Genomic DNA, 19009 nt, shown 5'->3' on the forward strand with positions numbered 1-19009 from the left:
ATGCGGAGAAATTAGATGAGTGCGCTCTACATGATTGTCGGCACCCTGGTTGCTCTGGGTGTGCTGGTTACCTTCCACGAATTCGGCCATTTTTGGGTGGCGCGTCGTTGCGGCGTCAAGGTACTGCGCTTTTCCGTCGGTTTCGGCATGCCGTTGCTGCGTTGGCATGATCGGCGCGGCACCGAATTCGTGATTGCGGCCATTCCGCTGGGTGGCTACGTCAAGATGCTCGACGAGCGTGAAGGCGAAGTGCCCGTCGATCAGTTGGACCAGTCCTTCAATCGCAAGACCGTTCGTCAGCGTATCGCGATTGTGGCTGCCGGTCCGATCGCCAACTTCCTGTTGGCGATGGTGTTCTTCTGGGTCCTGGCCATGATGGGCAGCCAGCAGGTGCGCCCGGTCATCGGCGCGGTCGAAGCGGACAGCATGGCGGCCAAGGCCGGCCTGGTCGCAGGGCAAGAAATTGTTTCCATTGATGGCGAGCCGACCACGGGTTGGGGCGCGGTCAATTTGCAACTGGTACGCCGCATGGGTGAAAGCGGCACCATTAATGTGCTGGTACGCGAACCGGATTCCACGGCCGAGACGCCTCGCGCTCTGGCCCTGGACCATTGGCTCAAGGGGGCGGATGAGCCTGATCCGATCAAATCGCTGGGGATTCGACCTTGGCGCCCGGCCTTGCCGCCGGTGCTGGCCGAGCTGGACCCGAAAGGTCCGGCGCAAGCCGCAGGTCTGAAAACCGGTGACCGCTTGTTGGCCCTTGATGGCCAGGCGCTGGGCGACTGGCAGCAAGTGGTCGACCTGGTGCGTGTACGTCCTGATACCAAAATTGTGCTGAAAGTTGAGCGCGATGGTGCTCAAATCGACGTCCCTGTGACCCTGGCGGTACGCGGGGAAGCCAAGGCAGCCGGGGGTTACCTGGGTGCCGGGGTAAAAGGTGTCGACTGGCCGCCTTCGATGGTACGGGAGGTCAGCTTCGGGCCGTTGGCCGCAATTGGCGAGGGTGCAAAACGCACTTGGACCATGAGTGTGCTGACCCTCGAATCGCTCAAGAAAATGTTGTTCGGCGAGCTCTCGGTAAAAAACTTGAGTGGACCGATAACCATTGCTAAAGTGGCGGGCGCTTCTGCCCAGTCGGGTGTCGCGGATTTCCTGAATTTCCTGGCTTATCTGAGTATTAGCCTTGGAGTTCTGAATTTGCTGCCCATTCCAGTACTGGATGGGGGGCATCTGTTGTTTTATCTGGTCGAGTGGGTGCGTGGTCGCCCCTTGTCGGATCGGGTGCAGGGTTGGGGGATACAGATCGGTATCAGTTTGGTGGTCGGAGTGATGTTGTTAGCTCTGGTCAACGATCTGGGACGACTGTAACGCTTCGCTGAATTGCGAATCTGCCGCATTTTGCGGCAGTTTGTTTATTGCCAGTTGGAATAAGAAAGGACTTCATGAAACGTCTGCTGCTAACTGCGGTTCTCACCGTATTGATGATCGCCGAAGTTCACGCCGAGTCCTTCACTATCTCCGATATTCGCGTCAACGGCCTCCAGCGGGTTTCCGCCGGTAGCGTCTTTGGTGCCTTGCCGTTGAACGTCGGGGAACAGGCGGATGATCGTCGCCTGGTGGAATCCACTCGTGCGCTGTTCAAAACCGGGTTCTTTCAAGATATCCAACTGGGTCGCGAAGGTAACGTCCTGGTCATCACCGTCGTTGAGCGACCTTCCGTCGCCAGTATCGAGATCGAGGGTAACAAGGCGATCTCCACTGAAGACTTGATGAAAGGTCTCAAGCAATCCGGCCTGGCCGAAGGCGAGATCTTCCAGCGCGCCACCCTCGAGGGTGTGCGTAACGAACTGCAACGTCAGTACGTTGCCCAGGGTCGCTACTCCGCGTCCGTGGAAACCGAAGTGATCCCGCAGCCTCGTAACCGTGTTGGCCTCAAGGTCAAGATCAACGAAGGCACCGTGGCGGCCATCCAGCACATCAACGTGGTGGGTAACACCAAGTTTGCTGATGACGACCTGATCGACCTCTTCGAACTCAAGACCACCAACTGGCTGTCGTTCTTCAAGAACGATGACAAGTACGCCCGTGAAAAACTCTCCGGTGACCTGGAACGTCTGCGTTCCTACTACCTGGACCGTGGCTATATCAACATGGATATCGCTTCGACCCAGGTGTCCATCACTCCGGACAAAAAACACGTCTACATCACCGTCAACGTCAACGAAGGTGAGAAATACACCGTGCGTGACGTCAAGCTCAGCGGCGACCTGAAAGTCCCTGAAGACCAGGTGAAGTCGCTGTTGCTGGTGCAGAAAGACCAGGTGTTCTCGCGCAAGCTGATGACCACCACGTCCGAACTGATCACCCGTCGTCTGGGTAACGAAGGCTATACCTTTGCCAACGTCAACGGCGTGCCGACCCCGCACGATGAAGACCACACCGTGGACATCACCTTCGTTGTCGACCCAGGCAAGCGTGCCTACGTGAATCGCATCAACTTCCGTGGCAACACCAAGTCTGCGGACGAAGTGCTGCGTCGCGAGATGCGTCAGATGGAAGGTGGCTGGGCGTCGACTTACCTGATCGACCAGTCCAAGACCCGTCTTGAGCGCCTGGGCTTCTTTAAGGAAGTCAACGTCGAAACCCCGGCCGTACCGGGTGTGGATGACCAGGTTGACGTGAACTACGCCGTTGAAGAACAAGCCTCGGGCTCGATCACCGCCAGCGTCGGTTTCGCACAGAGCGCCGGCCTGATCCTTGGTGGTTCGATCACCCAGAACAACTTCCTCGGTACCGGTAACAAGGTCTCCATCGGCCTGACCCGAAGCGAATACCAGAGCCGCTATAACTTCGGTTATGTCGACCCCTACTGGACTGCTGACGGTGTGAGCCTGGGCTACAACGCCTTCTACCGCACCACCGACTACAAAGACCTTAACGTAGACGTTGCCAGCTACGCGATCGACAGCCTCGGCGCCGGTGTCAACATCGGTTACCCGATCAGCGAGACTTCGCGTCTGACCTTCGGTTTTACTGCGCAACAGGACAAAATCAAGACCGGTGTGTACACCACGGACGAGATTTTCGACTTCGTGCGCCGTGAAGGTGACCAGTTCCTGAACTTCAAGGCGTCGGTTGGCTGGTCGGAATCGACCCTGAACAAAGGGGTACTGGCGACTCGTGGCCATTCCCAAAGTCTGACTGCTGAAGCCACCACGCCGGGCAGCGACCTGTCGTTCTTCAAGCTCGACTACCGTGGCCAGTTGTTCCAGCCCCTGAGCGACAACTACACCGTGCGCCTGCACACCGAACTGGGTTATGGCGACGGTTATGGTTCGACCAGTGGTCTGCCGTTCTATGAGAACTACTATGCAGGTGGTTTCAACTCGGTTCGTGGCTTCAAGGACAGCACCTTGGGCCCGCGTGGTACACCGAGTCGTGGTCAAGCGGTAACCGGTAACCAAGGCACGCTCCCTGATTCCAACAATGACGCTCTGGCATTCGGTGGTAACGTACTGATCCAGGGTGGCGCTGAACTTCTGTTCCCGCTGCCATTCGTCAAAGATCAGCGTTCGCTGCGTACTTCGGTCTTCTGGGACGTGGGTAACGTGTTTGACTCCAAGTGCCAGCAGGTCAACAACCCGACTCCTGGTTCTGTGTCCCAAACCCAGTGCAACGACGTCAGCCTGAGCAACCTCGCCAGCTCCGTAGGTGTGGGTGTGACGTGGGTGACTGCACTTGGCCCATTGAGCTTTGCTTTGGCCATGCCGATCAAGAAACCGGATAACGCTGAAACCCAGATTTTCCAATTCTCCCTCGGCCAGACGTTCTAAGCGTCTGACCCAAGATAACGACAACGGATTCTGTAGGAGTACATCGTGCGTAAGTTGACTCAATTGGTTCTGCTGGCCACCGTGCTGGTAACCACCCCGGCCTTCGCCGAAATGAAAATCGCCGTCCTGAACTATCAGATGGCCCTGCTGGAATCCGACGCGGCCAAGCGTTACGCCGTGGATGCCGAGAAGAAGTTCGGTCCGCAACTGACCAAGCTCAAGACGCTGGAAAGCAGTGCCAAGGGTATCCAGGATCGTCTGGTAGCCGGTGGCGACAAAATGCAGCAAGGCGAGCGTGAGCGTCTGGAGCTTGAGTTCAAGCAAAAGGCCCGCGACTACCAGTTCCAGTCCAAGGAACTGAACGAAGCCAAAGCCGTTGCTGACCGTGAAATGCTCAAGCAGCTCAAGCCTAAGCTCGACAGCGCTGTGGAAGAAGTCATCAAGAAAGGTGCCTTTGACCTGGTGTTCGAGCGCGGCGCCGTGATTGACGTCAAGCCTCAATACGACATCACCCGCCAGGTGATCGAGCGCATGAACCAGCTGAAGTAAGCCATGACCGCGACTATCAAGCTCGGCGAGTTGGCCGAGTTCCTGGGGGCCACCTTGCGTGGCTCCAAGGAGAAAGAAATCACTGGGCTAGCCACCTTGCAGGAGGCTGGCCCAGCTCAGTTGAGCTTCCTCGCAAATCCCCAATACCGTAAATACCTGGTCGACAGTCAAGCCGCAGCCGTGTTGCTGAAGGCCGCAGACGCCGAAGGGTTTGCCGGGGATGCGCTGGTGGTTGCCGACCCTTACCTGGCGTATGCCCGGGCGTCGCACCTGTTCGATCCAAAACCCAAGGCGGCGGCTGGTATTCATCCGTCGGCCGTGATTGCCGATGATGCCCAGGTTGACCCTGCGGCCAGCATTGGTGCGTTTGCAGTGATCGAGAGTGGGGCGCGCATTGCTGCCGGCGTCACGGTGGGTGCTCATTGCTTTATCGGTGCGCGCTGTGAAATCGGCGCCGACGGTTGGCTGGCACCGCGCGTTACCCTGTACCACGACGTGCGTATTGGGGCGCGGGTGGTCATTCAGTCGGGCGCCGTGATCGGTGGCGAAGGTTTCGGTTTTGCCAACGCCAAAGGCATCTGGCACAAAATTGCCCAGGTTGGCGGCGTATTGATCGGCGATGACGTGGAAATCGGTGTCAACACCGCTGTGGATCGCGGGGCCTTGGCCGATACCGTGCTCGGTAACGGTGTGAAGCTCGACAACCAGATCCAGATCGCCCACAACGTGCAGATTGGCGATCACACCGCCATGGCGGCGTGCGTAGGCATCTCCGGCAGTACCAAGATCGGCAAGCACTGCATGCTCGCCGGTGGCGTAGGCCTGGTGGGTCATATTGAAGTTTGCGACAACGTCTTCATCACCGGCATGACCATGGTGACCCACTCGATTACCGAGCCGGGTGCCTACTCTTCCGGTACGGCCATGCAGCCGGCGGCTGAATGGCGCAAAAGTGCGGCACGTTTGCGCAAGATCGACGACATGGCCCGACGCCTCAAGCAGGTCGAAAAGCGTGTCGAGGACGTGACCCCTGACGGTAATGCTTCATCAGAAGGCTGATACCATTTCCATATCAAGTGTGCACAGCCGCTAGACTGCCTCCTTGATTTGCTAGCGGGGCGTGCGCTTAGTTCGCCCGCCCCCAATCTTTATTACAGGCTTCCCCCCGAAATGATGGACATCAACGAGATTCGCGAATACCTGCCTCACCGTTACCCGTTCCTGCTGGTGGACCGAGTAGTGGACCTCAACGTCGAGGAAAAGCGCATTCGTGCCTACAAGAATGTCAGCATCAACGAACCGTTCTTCAATGGTCACTTCCCAGCGCATCCCATCATGCCGGGCGTGCTGATCATCGAGGCGATGGCCCAGGCTGCCGGTATCCTTGGTTTCAAAATGCTCGACCTCAAGCCTGCCGACGGCACGCTTTACTATTTCGTGGGTTCCGACAAATTGCGCTTTCGCAACCCGGTCACCCCGGGTGACCAGTTGATCCTGGAAGCCAAGTTCATCAGCTGCAAGCGCCAGATCTGGAAGTTCGAGTGCCAGGCTTCGGTGGACGGCAAGCCGGTGTGCTCCGCCGAGATCATTTGCGCGGAACGCAAACTATGAGTTTGATTGACCCTCGCGCAATCATCGATCCGTCGGCCGTTCTGGCCGCCGACGTTGAGGTCGGCCCTTGGTCGATCGTCGGCGCAGGTGTTGAAATCGGCGAGGGGACTGTCATCGGGCCACACGTGATCCTCAAAGGTCCGACCCGCATTGGCAAACACAATCGCATCTACCAGTTTTCCTCGGTAGGCGAAGACACCCCGGACATGAAGTACAAGGGTGAAGAGACACGCCTGGTAATCGGTGATCACAACATCATCCGTGAAGGTGTGACCATTCACCGGGGCACTGTGCAGGATCGTGCCGAAACCACCTTGGGTGACCACAATTTGATCATGGCCTATGCGCATATCGGCCATGACAGTGTGATCGGCAACCATTGCATCCTGGTCAACAACACGGCGCTGGCCGGCCATGTGCACGTTGACGATTGGGCGATCCTGTCCGGCTTCACCCTGGTCCACCAGTATTGCCATATCGGCGCCCACAGCTTTTCCGGCATGGGCACCGCGATCGGCAAGGATGTTCCTGCATTTGTCACGGTGTTCGGCAACCCCGCCGAAGCCCGCAGCATGAACTTCGAAGGCATGCGCCGTCGTGGTTTCAGCGAAGATGCGATTCACGCCCTGCGCCGCGCCTATAAGACGGTTTACCGTCAGGGGCTCACGGTTGAACAGGCCCTGACTGAACTGACCGAGCCGGCAGCGTTGTTTCCGGAAGTCGCGGTGTTCCGTGACTCTATCCAGGCATCGACCCGCGGCATCACCCGCTGATCATGGCTAATCTGCGAATCGCGCTGGTGGCCGGTGAAGCTTCCGGCGATATTTTGGGCGCTGGCCTGATGCGGGCACTCAAGACCCAGCATCCTGCAGTGGAGTTTATCGGTGTGGGCGGCCCGCTCATGCAGGCTGAAGGTCTGACCTCCTACTTTCCCATGGAGCGCCTGTCGGTCATGGGGCTGGTGGAAGTGCTGGGCCGCCTGCGTGAGTTGCTGGCACGCCGCAAGCTGCTGATTCAGACCCTGATCGAAGAAAAGCCCGACGTCTTTATTGGCATTGATGCGCCGGACTTCACCCTCAATATCGAACTCAAGTTGCGTCAGGCCGGAATCAAGACCGTGCATTACGTCAGCCCGTCCGTATGGGCGTGGCGGCAAAAGCGCGTGCTGAAGATCCGTGAGGGTTGCGACTTGATGCTGACCTTGCTGCCGTTCGAGGCCAGGTTTTACGAAGAGAAGGGCGTGCCGGTGCGGTTTGTCGGGCATACCTTGGCCGACACTATCCCACTGCAAGCTGATCGCGCCGGCGCGCGTGCCGAGCTGGGCTTGCCCGACGGTCCGCTGGTGGCATTGATGCCGGGCAGTCGAGGCGGTGAAGTCGGGCGTCTGGCCAGTGTGTTTTTCGAGGCTGCCGAACGCCTGCAAGCCTTGAAGCCAGGCGTGCGTTTCGTATTGCCTTGCGCCAGCCCGCAACGGCGTGCACAAATCGAGACGTTGCTCGAAGGCCGCACTCTGCCGTTGACCTTGCTCGACGGCCAGTCACACCTGGCGCTTGCCGCCTGTGATGCGGTGCTCATCGCCTCGGGCACCGCGACCCTGGAGGCGCTGCTGTACAAGCGCCCAATGGTGGTGGCTTATCGCCTGGCGCCGCTGACGTTCTGGATTCTCAAGCGCATGGTCAAGAGCCCTTACATCTCCTTGCCTAACCTGCTGGCCCAACGCCTGCTGGTGCCGGAGTTGTTGCAGGACGATGCAACGCCCGAAGCCCTGGCACAAACCCTACTACCCTTGATCGACGGCGGCGAAGAGCAGACCCGTGGTTTTGACGACATCCACCGCACCCTGCGGCGTGATGCATCGAACCAGGCGGCCGATGCCGTATTAACCTTGATCGGGCAAAAACAGGACGCTTTATGACCACGCAAATGGGCCTGGATTTCAGTCTGGTCGCGCACGCCGACGCACTGGTCGCCGGTGTGGATGAAGTGGGGCGTGGCCCGTTGTGTGGCGCGGTGGTGACGGCGGCGGTGATCCTCGACCCAAATCGCCCGATCCTCGGTCTCAATGACTCGAAAAAACTCACCGAAGCGCGCCGTGAAAAACTCTACGACGAGATTTGCGAAAAAGCGTTGAGCTGGCACATCGCCCGGGCCGAAGTCGAAGAGATCGATGAGCTGAACATTCTTCACGCCACCATGCTGGCCATGCAGCGCGCCGTTGAAGGGCTGCACATCACGCCGAAAATGGCGATGATCGACGGCAACCGCTGCCCCAAACTGGCGATGCCTTCAGAAGCCGTGGTCAAAGGGGATAGCAAGGTTCCGGCGATTGCCGCCGCCTCGATCCTGGCCAAGGTCAGCCGCGACCGCGAAATGGCGGCGTTCGAATTGATCTATCCCGGCTACGGCATCGGCGGGCACAAGGGTTACCCGACGCCCGTTCATCTGGAAGCCTTGGCTCGCCTGGGCCCGACGCCGATCCACCGTCGCTCGTTCGCCCCGGTCCGCCAGGCTTACGAGGCGCGCGAGAGCCTGATCGAGGTTTAGTCGCGAGGCTGATGTTTTGCTCAAGGCCCGGTACAATCCCGGGCCTTGTTGTTTCTAAGTTTTTAGACAGGATCACTATGCCGGCTTCATTCGTTCACCTGCGCCTGCACACTGAATACTCCCTGGTCGACGGCCTGGTACGGATCAAACCGCTGGTCAAAACCCTGGTGGGCATGAACATGCCTGCGGTGGCGGTTACCGATCAAAACAACATGTGTTCCCTGGTCAAATTCTACAAAAACGCCATGGGCGCCGGCATCAAGCCGATCTGTGGCGTCGACCTGTGGCTGTCGAACAAAGACCCGGATAACCCACTGAGTCGCATCAGCCTGTTGGCGATGAATGGCGTGGGTTATCGCAACCTCACCGAATTGATCTCTCGCGGGTTTATCGATGGCCAGCGCAACGGCTCGATCATTATCGAGCGTGAATGGGTTGCCGAGGCGAGCGAGGGCGTGATCATGCTTTCGGCGGCCAAGGAAGGTGAGATCGGTATCGCACTGCTGGGCGGTAATCCCCAGGAAGCCGAAGTGTTGGCCCGCGAGTGGATGGACGTGTTTCCCGACCGCTTCTACCTGGAAGTCCAGCGCACCAACCGCCCCAACGATGAAGAGCATCTGCACGCCGCCGTGGCCCTGGCCGACAAGCTGGGCGCGCCGCTGGTTGCGACCAACGATGTGCGCTTTATCAAGAAGGAAGATTTCGAGGCCCACGAAACCCGCGTGTGCATCGGCGAAGGCCGGGCACTGGATGACCCGCGCCGCTCCAAGAACTACAGCGAAGAGCAGTACCTCAAAAGCGCCGATGAAATGGCCGAGCTGTTCAGCGACCTGCCTGAGGCGCTGGAAAACTCGGTCGAAATCGCCAAGCGCTGCAATATTGAAGTGAAGCTGGGCAAGCACTTCCTGCCCAATTTCCCGATTCCCGATGGCATGACCATCGACGAGTATTTCCGCAAGGTGTCGTTCGACGGCCTGGAAGAGCGCTTAAGCGTTCTGCTGCCCAAGGACACCACCGAAGACTACGACGCCAAGCGCCAGGTCTACGTTGACCGGCTGAATTTCGAGCTGGATATCATTATCCAGATGGGGTTCCCCGGTTACTTCCTGATCGTGATGGACTTTATCCAGTGGGCCAAGAGCAACGGTGTGCCGGTAGGCCCAGGCCGGGGTTCGGGTGCCGGGTCGCTGGTGGCCTATGTGCAGAAGATCACCGACCTTGACCCGCTGGAATACGACCTGCTGTTCGAACGGTTCCTGAACCCGGAACGGGTTTCCATGCCCGACTTCGACGTCGACTTCTGCATGGACGGTCGTGACCGTGTGATCGAGTACGTGGCCGAGAAGTATGGCCGCAACGCCGTGAGCCAGATCATCACCTTCGGTTCCATGGCGGCCAAGGCCGTAATCCGTGACGTGGCGCGGGTGCAGGGCAAGTCCTACGGCCTGGCGGACCGTCTGTCGAAGATGATTCCGTTTGAAGTCGGCATGACCCTTGAGAAGGCTTATGAGCAGGAAGAAATCCTGCGCGACTTCATCAAGGTCGATGAAGAAGCCGCCGAAATCTGGGACATGGCGCGCAAACTCGAAGGTGTGGTGCGTAACGTCGGTAAACACGCCGGCGGTGTGGTGATTGCGCCGACCAAGCTCACGGACTTTTCGCCCATTTATTGCGACGAAGAAGGCGATGGCCTGGTAACCCAGTTCGACAAGGATGACGTGGAGGCGGCCGGTCTGGTGAAGTTCGACTTCCTCGGCCTGCGAACCCTGACGATCATCGACTGGGCGCTCAAGACCATCAACCGCGAACGCGCCAAGGTCGACGAAGCGCCGCTGGATATCGCGTTCATCCCGCTGGACGACAAACCTACCTACCAGCTGCTGCAAAAAGCCGAAACCACGGCGGTGTTCCAGCTCGAGTCGCGCGGCATGAAAGAGCTGATCAAAAAGCTCAAGCCCGACTGCCTGGAAGACTTGATCGCACTGGTGGCCCTGTTCCGTCCTGGCCCGCTGCAATCGGGCATGGTGGACGACTTTATCAACCGTAAGCACGGCCGCGCCGAACTGGCGTATCCGCACTCCGATTACCAGTATGAAGGCCTCAAGCCGGTACTGGCGCCGACCTACGGCATCATCCTGTATCAAGAACAGGTGATGCAGATTGCCCAGGTGATGGCGGGTTACACCCTCGGCGGCGCAGACATGCTGCGTCGCGCCATGGGTAAGAAAAAACCCGAGGAAATGGCCAAGCAACGCGGTGGTTTCATTGAGGGTTGCGCCACCAACAATATTGACGCGGACCTGGCCGGTAACATTTTCGACCTGGTAGAGAAGTTCGCCGGTTACGGCTTCAACAAATCCCACTCCGCCGCCTACGGCCTGGTGTCGTACCAGACCGCCTGGCTGAAAGCCCACTACCCGGCGCCGTTCATGGCTGCGGTACTCTCGGCGGATATGCACAACACCGACAAGGTCGTGACCTTGATCGAGGAAGTGCGCACCATGAAGTTGCGCCTCGATGCGCCGGACGTGAACGCCTCGGAGTTCAAGTTCACGGTGAACGACGAAGGCCGCATCATCTATGGCCTGGGCGCCATCAAGGGCGTGGGCGAAGGCCCGGTCGAAGCGATCACCGAGGCGCGTCAGCATGGGCCGTTCGAGGATCTGTTCGACTTCTGCGCACGGGTTGACCTCAAGCGTATCAACAAGCGCACCCTCGATGGTTTGATCCGCAGTGGCGCGCTTGACCGTCTCGGCCCGTATTTCCATGATGAGCCCAAGGCTTACCAGGCGAATATCGACCGCAACCGTGCGGTGCTGCTCACCGCCATGGAAGAAGCGATCAAGGCCGCCGAACAGACCGCCCGCACCCATGACAGTGGCCACGCCGACCTGTTTGGCGGGCTGTTTGTCGAAGAGGATGCCGATGTTTATGCCAACCATCGCAAGGCCAAGGAGCTGACCCTCAAGGAGCGTCTCAAGGGTGAGAAAGACACCCTGGGCCTGTACCTGACCGGTCACCCGATAGACGAGTACGAAGGTGAAATACGCCGTTTCGCCCGCCAGCGCATTATTGACCTGAAGCCGGCGCGCGATACCCAGACCGTCGCCGGCATGATCATCGCCCTGCGAGTGATGAAAAATAAGAAGGGCGACAAGATGGGCTTTATCACCCTTGATGACCGCTCGGGTCGCATCGAGGCGTCGCTGTTTGCCGATGCGTTCCACTCCGCGCAGTCGCTGCTGCAGACCGATGCCATGGTGGTGGTGGAAGGTGAGGTCAGCAACGATGACTTCTCCGGCGGCCTGCGCCTGCGGATCAAGCGGGTGATGAGCATGGAAGATGCGCGCACCAACCTGGCCGAAAGCCTGCGCCTGAAGGTCAAGACCGAAGCCCTCAAAGGCGATCAGCTACGCTGGTTGGGTGACCTGCTCAAACGTCACCGCGGCGCGTGCCCGGTGACCATGGAGTACACGGGCAATGACGCCAAGGCGATGCTGCAGTTTGGCGAGACGTGGCGAATTGATCCCGCTGATGGCTTGATTCAAGCTTTGCGTGACCAGTTCGGGCGAGACAACGTCTTCCTCCAATACCGCTGACGGTCAGATAACTCTGATCTCGGCTGAACATTTAATCTCGACCTAAACGCGCCTCTCCCTTAAGGTAGGGCGCGAATAGACAACCGGCTGGCCAGGCACTCCTTGGCCGTCGACCCAAGACGGACGCTTATGAACCCGAATTTTCTTGATTTCGAACAGCCGATCGCTGACCTGCAAGCCAAGATTGAAGAACTGCGCCTGGTCGGCAATGACAATTCGCTGAATATCGGCGATGAGATCGCTCGCCTGCAAGACAAGAGCAGCACGCTCACCGAAGACATCTTCGGCAAGCTGACCAGCTGGCAGATCGCGCGCCTGGCCCGCCACCCGCGCCGTCCGTACACCCTGGACTACATTCAGCACATTTTCACCGAGTTCGACGAGCTGCATGGCGACCGCCACTTCTCCGACGACGCAGCCATCGTGGGCGGTATCGCTCGCCTGGACGACCAGCCAGTGATGGTGATCGGTCACCAGAAAGGCCGTGAAGTGCGTGAAAAGGTGCGCCGCAACTTCGGCATGCCGCGCCCGGAAGGCTACCGCAAGGCCTGCCGCCTGATGGAAATGGCCGAGCGCTTCAAGATGCCGATCCTGACCTTCATCGACACCCCGGGTGCCTACCCGGGTATCGATGCCGAAGAGCGCAACCAGAGCGAAGCGATTGCCTGGAACCTGCGTGTGATGTCCCGCTTGAAAACCCCGATCATCGCCACCGTGATTGGTGAAGGTGGTTCCGGCGGTGCGCTGGCCATTGGCGTGTGCGACCAACTGAACATGCTGCAATATTCGACCTACGCGGTGATTTCGCCGGAAGGTTGCGCCTCGATCCTGTGGAAAACCGCCGAAAAAGCGCCGGACGCTGCCGAAGCCATGGGCATCACCGCCGATCGCCTCAAAGGCCTTGGCATTGTTGATAAGGTTATCGCCGAGCCATTGGGCGGCGCCCATCGCGACCCGGCTGCTGCTGCTGCGACTATCCGTGCCGAGCTGGGTTCGCAACTGGCGATGCTCAAGAAGCTGGACAACGAAGCGCTGCTCAAGCGTCGTTATGAGCGCCTGATGAGCTACGGCCTCTAAGTCGACGCAGTACCCAATGTGGGAGCTGGCTTATGTGGGAGCTGGCTTGCCTGCGATAGCATCAACTCGGTGTAACAGATGAACTGAGTTGTCTGCATCGCGGGCAAGCCCGGCTCCCACACAAGCCCGCTCCCACATTTGCTTTGTGTATGCTTGGCTGCCGTATTCCAGTTCTGCGCCGGTATTTTTGATGAGCCCTACTTTACCCGCCAAACTTCTGCAAAACCTCGCCCCTTGGCGCAACGCCTCGGCCTGGCATATCGCCTTCTCTGGCGGCCTTGATTCCACCGTCCTGCTGCACCTCCTGGCCTCCCTGGCAAACACCGAAACCCTGCCGCCCCTCAGCGCAATCCATATTCACCATGGCCTGCAAGCGGCCGCCGATGCCTGGCCAGATCATTGCCAGGCCGTATGTGACGAGCTGGGCGTGTCTTTGCAGGTGCTGCGCGTGCAAGTCCAGTCGGGTGCCAGCCTTGAGCGTGCAGCGCGTGAGGCGCGCTACCGGGCGTTTACCGAAGTAACCGGGGCAGGGCAGGTGATGCTCACCGGCCAGCATCGTGACGACCAAGCCGAAACCCTGCTGTTTCGCCTGTTGCGCGGCGCGGGGGTGCGAGGCTTGGCGGCCATGCCGGTGCATCGCCCATTGGCGGGGGGGCGCTTGGCTGACGGACACTTGGAACAGGGACACTTGGTGCGGCCCTTGCTGGATGTCTCACGCGCCGAGCTGCAAGCCTATGCGCAGCAGCATCAGTTGCAGTGGATCGAAGACCCTTCCAACGCCGATTCCCGGTTTGCACGCAATTACCTGCGCCATCGTGTTTTCCCGCTGCTGACCGAGCGTTGGCCTCAAGCTGTCGTTAGCCTGGCCCGCACTGCCGAGCACTTGAGCGAAGCCCAGGCCTTGCTCGACGAATTGGCCGTTATTGACCTGCAAGCCGCCGACCCACCTTCGCCGTTCCCCTGGCTGGCCTTGCCGTCATTGGCCCTCGCTCCCTTGCGCGGGCTTTCCGACGCCCGCCAGCGCAATGCCCTGCGCCATTGGCTGACGCCGCTGACGCGTTTACCCGACAGCGACCACTGGGCCAGTTGGTATTCCTTGCGGGATGCCAAGGGTGATGCGCAACCGCTGTGGCGCCTGGCCGATGGTCAGTTGCACCGCTGCGGCGAGCACGTGTGGTGGTTGCCTTCCGCCTACTCAGAGTTTTCCGACACGCCGGTGAGCTGGCCCCATCCGCAAAACCCACTAGAGTTACCCGGTAACGGTCAGCTTGAATTTATCGGAGACGCGCCCGCAGGCCCGTTGGTGATCCGTTATCGCCAAGGCGGCGAAATCATCGATGTGCCTGGTCGAGGCCGGCGGGACTTGAAGCGCCTGCTGAATGAAAGTGGCTTGCCAGGTTTCATGCGTGGCAGATTGCCGCTGCTCTATCAGGGCGAGCAATTGCTGGCTGTCCCAACCCTTGCGGGGCTAGGGGCCTGCTCGGCTGGCAAGTGGCAATTACATTGGATGCCACAGACGTGCGATCAAGGTTTGAGCTGATAGAGGCTTTCCGGTAGACTACGCTCCCTTCTTGATACAACTTCTGTGGATTCAGCTGAATCGCAGCAGTTGCCGATTACCAAGCAGTCTTTGCTGGGCGATTCCAAAAAATGTGTAGCGATCAACGTACCGGTGTTTCATTGCTGGTCTGTCACCACGCGGCGGTTTTTTTGAAAGGTGCACTGTGATTAATGCAGGTGATCGGGGGCTTCGGCCTTCCTTCGCTTTCCCCGGCGGCTCGGACCGCTTTAACGCAGACTTCTAGGGTTTTTCATGACGCGCTACATATTCGTCACGGGCGGTGTTGTTTCTTCATTGGGGAAAGGCATTGCCTCCGCTTCATTGGCGGCCATCCTGGAGGCGCGGGGACTTAAGGTCACCATGCTCAAGCTGGACCCGTACATCAACGTTGACCCGGGCACCATGAGCCCGTTCCAGCACGGTGAAGTGTTCGTCACTCACGACGGCGCCGAAACCGACCTGGACCTGGGCCACTACGAGCGGTTCATCCGCACGACCATGACCCAGAACAACAACTTCACCACCGGCCGTGTCTACGAGCACGTGCTGCGCAAGGAGCGCCGTGGTGACTACCTGGGTGCAACCATCCAGGTGATCCCGCACATCACCGACGAGATCAAGCGCCGCATCATCAAGGGTGCAGGCGATGCCGACGTGGCGATGGTGGAAATCGGTGGCACCGTGGGTGACATCGAATCCCAACCGTTCCTCGAAGCCATCCGCCAGCTGCGTTTCGAAGTCGGCGCCAAGCGCGCGATGCTGATGCACCTCACGTTGGTGCCGTACATCGCCACCGCCGGCGAGACCAAGACCAAGCCAACCCAGCACTCGGTAAAAGAGCTGCGTTCGATTGGCCTGCAGCCGGACGTGCTGGTGTGCCGCTCCGATCACCCGATCGATATTTCCTCGCGTCGCAAGATCGCGCAATTCACCAACGTTGAAGAACGTGCGGTCATCGCGCTGGAAGACGCCGACACCATCTACAAGATCCCGGGCATCCTGCACTCGCAAGGCCTGGACGATTTTGTGGTCGAGCGTTTCGGCCTGCAGTGCAATGGCGCGGACCTGTCCGAGTGGGAAGCGGTGGTTGACGCCAAGCTCAACCCTGAACACGAAGTCACCATCGCCATGGTCGGCAAGTACATGGAACTGCTGGACGCGTACAAGTCGCTGATCGAAGCGATGAGCCACGCCGGTATCAGCAACCGTACCAAGGTCAACCTGCGCTATATCGATTCCGAAGACATCGAGAACCAGGGCACTGCGCTGCTCGAAGGTGTTGACGCGATCCTCGTCCCCGGCGGTTTCGGCCTGCGTGGCGTGGAAGGCAAGATCACCGCCGTTCAATACGCCCGTGAAAACAAAGTGCCGTACCTGGGTATCTGCCTGGGCATGCAAGTGGCCGTTATCGAGTTCGCCCGTAACGTGCTGGGCTGGAAAGACGCCAACTCCACCGAGTTCGATCACACCAGCGGCCACCCGGTCGTAGGCTTGATCACCGAGTGGGAAGACGCCACCGGCGCCGTTGAAACCCGTACCGAAACCTCCGACCTGGGCGGCACCATGCGCCTTGGCGCACAGGACTGCCTGCTGGAGTCGGGTTCGCTGGTTCACGACTGCTACGGTAAGGACGTGATCGTCGAGCGTCACCGTCACCGCTACGAAGTGAACAACAACCTGCTGCCGCAAATCAAAGAAGCTGGCCTGAAAATCTCCGGTCGTTCCGGTGATGGCAAGCTGGTTGAAGTGGTCGAGGCGCCGGATCATCCATGGTTCGTGGCCTGCCAGTTCCACCCTGAGTTCACCTCGACCCCGCGCGACGGTCACCCGTTGTTCAGCGGTTTCGTTAAAGCAGCACTGACGCAACATCAGAAGAAGGCGTAAACCTGATGGCCCTGAAGATCATTCGCGTAGGCGACATCGAGATTGCCAACGACAAGCCCATGGTGCTGTTCGGCGGCATGAACGTGCTGGAAAGCCGTGACATGGCGATGCAGGTCTGTGAAGAGTACGTAAAAGTGACCGAGAAGCTCGGTATCCCTTACGTATTCAAGGCCAGCTTCGACAAGGCCAACCGCTCGTCCGTGACCTCCTATCGTGGGCCCGGCCTTGAAGAAGGCATGCGGATCTTCCAGGACATCAAGCAAGCCTTCGGCGTGCCGATCATCACCGACGTCCACGAGCCTGAACAGGCTGCCGTGGTCGCCGAGGTGTGCGACATCATCCAGTTGCCGGCCTTCCTGTCGCGCCAGACCGATCTGGTCGTGGCGATGGCCAAGACCGGCGCTGTGATCAATATCAAAAAAGCCCAGTTTCTCGCGCCCCAGGAAATGAAACACATCCTGAACAAGTGCGTGGAAGCGGGTAACGACCAGTTGATCCTCTGCGAACGCGGTTCGAGCTTCGGCTACAACAACCTCGTGGTGGACATGCTCGGTTTCGGCATCATGAAACAGTTCGAATACCCGGTGTTCTTCGACGTGACCCACGCGCTGCAAATGCCCGGTGGTCGCGCCGACTCCGCTGGCGGGCGACGTGCCCAGGTGCTGGACCTGGCCAAGGCGGGCATCAGCCAGTCGCTGGCGGGCCTGTTCCTGGAAGCTCACCCGGACCCGGACAACGCCAAGTGCGACGGCCCTTGCGCCCTGCGCCTGGACAAGCTGGAGCCGTTTTTGGCCCAGTTGAAGCAGTTGGACGAACTGGTCAAGAGTTTTCCGACGGTAGAGACCGCGTAAGTCGCGTTTCTCCGGTAAAGTATCCCACGCTAAACGCTCAGGCCCGCGGGCCTGAGCCTTGTCGCCTGCAAGCCTGCCCTGTTGTTCCACCCTTGCGGTCGGTCAAAAGATTTCCTACAGCTGCGTCGTTTTCGTCAACTTTGGAGTGTTTACAACAATGGCAAAAATCGTCGACATCAAAGGTCGTGAAGTTCTCGACTCCCGTGGCAACCCCACCGTCGAAGCCGACGTGCTTCTCGATAACGGCATCATCGGCAGCGCCTGCGCGCCGTCCGGTGCGTCTACCGGTTCGCGCGAAGCGCTGGAACTGCGTGATGGCGACAAGAGCCGTTACCTGGGCAAAGGTGTACTCAAAGCTGTAGCCAACATCAACGGCCCGATCCGTGACCTGTTGCTGGGCAAAGACCCGCTGGACCAGAAAGCCCTGGACCACGCGATGATCAAGCTCGACGGCACCGACAACAAAGGCAGCCTGGGCGCCAACGCCATCCTCGCCGTGTCCCTGGCCGCTGCCAAGGCTGCTGCACAGGACCAGGACCTGCCGCTGTACGCGCACATCGCCAACCTGAACGGTACCCCGGGTGTTTACTCGATGCCGGTGCCGATGATGAACATCATCAACGGTGGCGAGCACGCCGATAACAACGTCGACATCCAGGAATTCATGGTGCAGCCGGTGGGCGCCAAGACCTTCTCCGAAGGCCTGCGCATGGGTACCGAGATTTTCCATCACCTCAAGGCTGTGCTGAAGGCCCGTGGCCTGAGCACTGCGGTGGGTGACGAAGGTGGTTTCGCACCGAACCTGGCGTCCAACGAAGATGCACTCAAAGTCATCTCCGAAGCCGTGGCCAACGCTGGCTACAAGCTGGGCACCGACGTGACCCTGGCCCTGGACTGCGCGGCCAGCGAATTCTACGAAGACGGCAAGTACAACCTGTCCGGCGAAGGCCACGTGTTCACGTCGGAAGGTTTTGCCGACTACCTCAAAGGCCTGACCGAGCGCTACCCGATCATCTCGATCGAAGACGGCCTGGACGAGTCCGACTGGGATGGCTGGAAAGTCCTCACCGACAAGATCGGCGAGAAAATCCAGCTGGTGGGCGACGACCTGTTCGTCACCAACACCAAGATCCTGAAAGAAGGCATCGACAAAAAGATCGCCAACTCGATCCTGATCAAGTTCAACCAGATCGGCACCCTGACCGAAACCCTGGAAGCCATCCAGATGGCCAAGGCTGCGGGCTACACTGCCGTGATCTCGCACCGCTCCGGCGAAACCGAAGACTCGACCATTGCCGACCTGGCTGTGGGCACCTCGGCAGGCCAGATCAAGACCGGTTCGCTGTGCCGTTCCGATCGCGTGTCCAAGTACAACCAATTGCTGCGTATCGAAGAGCAACTGGCAGGTAAAGCCAAGTACAACGGTCGCAGCGAGTTTCGCGGCTGATTGTTAAGTGGTAAAAGTCTAAGGATTGTGTCGGAAAATTCACGACAGTGTGT

At 59.2% G+C, this 19009-nt stretch carries 14 protein-coding genes; all 14 read left to right on the forward strand.

Annotation, left to right across the window (positions count from 1 at the left end; translation table 11 throughout):
* The first annotated feature begins 15 nt into the window (after positions 1-15).
* The 14 genes from rseP to eno all read left to right on the forward strand — a co-directional run bounded on the left by rseP (position 16) and on the right by eno (position 18956).
* A complete protein-coding gene (gene rseP / locus PSH96_RS06760; protein ID WP_305458358.1) occupies positions 16-1368 on the forward strand; it encodes a sigma E protease regulator RseP in 1353 nt (450 codons plus the stop codon).
* A 74-nt stretch (positions 1369-1442) separates the two neighbouring features.
* A complete protein-coding gene (gene bamA / locus PSH96_RS06765) occupies positions 1443-3833 on the forward strand; it encodes an outer membrane protein assembly factor BamA (protein ID WP_305458360.1) in 2391 nt (796 codons plus the stop codon).
* Positions 3834-3878: 45 nt separating this feature from the next.
* A complete protein-coding gene (locus PSH96_RS06770; RefSeq protein WP_003189173.1) occupies positions 3879-4382 on the forward strand; it encodes an OmpH family outer membrane protein in 504 nt (167 codons plus the stop codon).
* A 3-nt stretch (positions 4383-4385) separates the two neighbouring features.
* Entirely contained in the window at positions 4386-5441 is a 1056-nt protein-coding gene (lpxD, locus tag PSH96_RS06775; protein ID WP_305458362.1) for a UDP-3-O-(3-hydroxymyristoyl)glucosamine N-acyltransferase, read from the forward strand.
* A 111-nt stretch (positions 5442-5552) separates the two neighbouring features.
* On the forward strand, positions 5553-5993 hold the full coding sequence (gene fabZ, locus PSH96_RS06780) for a 3-hydroxyacyl-ACP dehydratase FabZ (RefSeq protein ID WP_003172281.1): 441 nt from the start codon (positions 5553-5555) through the stop codon (positions 5991-5993).
* Positions 5990-6766 (forward strand): acyl-ACP--UDP-N-acetylglucosamine O-acyltransferase, encoded by a 777-nt coding sequence (lpxA, locus tag PSH96_RS06785; RefSeq protein WP_056857531.1) that lies wholly within the window; start codon positions 5990-5992, stop codon positions 6764-6766. The genes fabZ and lpxA overlap by 4 nt, the downstream gene beginning before the upstream one ends.
* 2 nt (positions 6767-6768) lie before the next feature.
* On the forward strand, positions 6769-7908 hold the full coding sequence (lpxB, locus tag PSH96_RS06790; protein ID WP_305458365.1) for a lipid-A-disaccharide synthase: 1140 nt from the start codon (positions 6769-6771) through the stop codon (positions 7906-7908).
* Positions 7905-8537: a ribonuclease HII gene (gene rnhB / locus PSH96_RS06795; protein ID WP_058421675.1), complete on the forward strand. Its 633-nt coding sequence runs from the start codon at positions 7905-7907 to the stop codon at positions 8535-8537. The genes lpxB and rnhB overlap by 4 nt, the downstream gene beginning before the upstream one ends.
* 77 nt (positions 8538-8614) lie before the next feature.
* Positions 8615-12136 (forward strand): DNA polymerase III subunit alpha, encoded by a 3522-nt coding sequence (gene dnaE, locus PSH96_RS06800; protein ID WP_305458368.1) that lies wholly within the window; start codon positions 8615-8617, stop codon positions 12134-12136.
* A 129-nt stretch (positions 12137-12265) separates the two neighbouring features.
* Positions 12266-13213 carry an acetyl-CoA carboxylase carboxyltransferase subunit alpha gene (locus PSH96_RS06805; protein WP_017137153.1) on the forward strand — a complete coding sequence of 316 codons (948 nt, stop codon included), beginning with the start codon at positions 12266-12268 and terminating at the stop codon, positions 13211-13213.
* A gap of 190 nt (positions 13214-13403) precedes the next feature.
* Positions 13404-14753 carry a tRNA lysidine(34) synthetase TilS gene (gene tilS / locus PSH96_RS06810; RefSeq protein WP_305458370.1) on the forward strand — a complete coding sequence of 450 codons (1350 nt, stop codon included), beginning with the start codon at positions 13404-13406 and terminating at the stop codon, positions 14751-14753.
* A 273-nt stretch (positions 14754-15026) separates the two neighbouring features.
* Complete coding sequence (locus PSH96_RS06815) at positions 15027-16658, forward strand: CTP synthase (RefSeq protein ID WP_029297256.1); 1632 nt, start codon at positions 15027-15029, stop codon at positions 16656-16658.
* A gap of 5 nt (positions 16659-16663) precedes the next feature.
* Positions 16664-17509 carry a 3-deoxy-8-phosphooctulonate synthase gene (gene kdsA, locus PSH96_RS06820; protein ID WP_305458372.1) on the forward strand — a complete coding sequence of 282 codons (846 nt, stop codon included), beginning with the start codon at positions 16664-16666 and terminating at the stop codon, positions 17507-17509.
* Between the two features lie 157 nt (positions 17510-17666).
* Positions 17667-18956, forward strand: a complete 1290-nt coding sequence (eno, locus tag PSH96_RS06825) for a phosphopyruvate hydratase (protein ID WP_017137156.1) — start codon at positions 17667-17669, stop codon at positions 18954-18956.
* Positions 18957-19009 lie beyond the last annotated feature (53 nt).

It is taken from the genome of Pseudomonas sp. FP2338, assembly GCF_030687515.1.
GTDB lineage: Bacteria > Pseudomonadota > Gammaproteobacteria > Pseudomonadales > Pseudomonadaceae > Aquipseudomonas > Aquipseudomonas salomonii.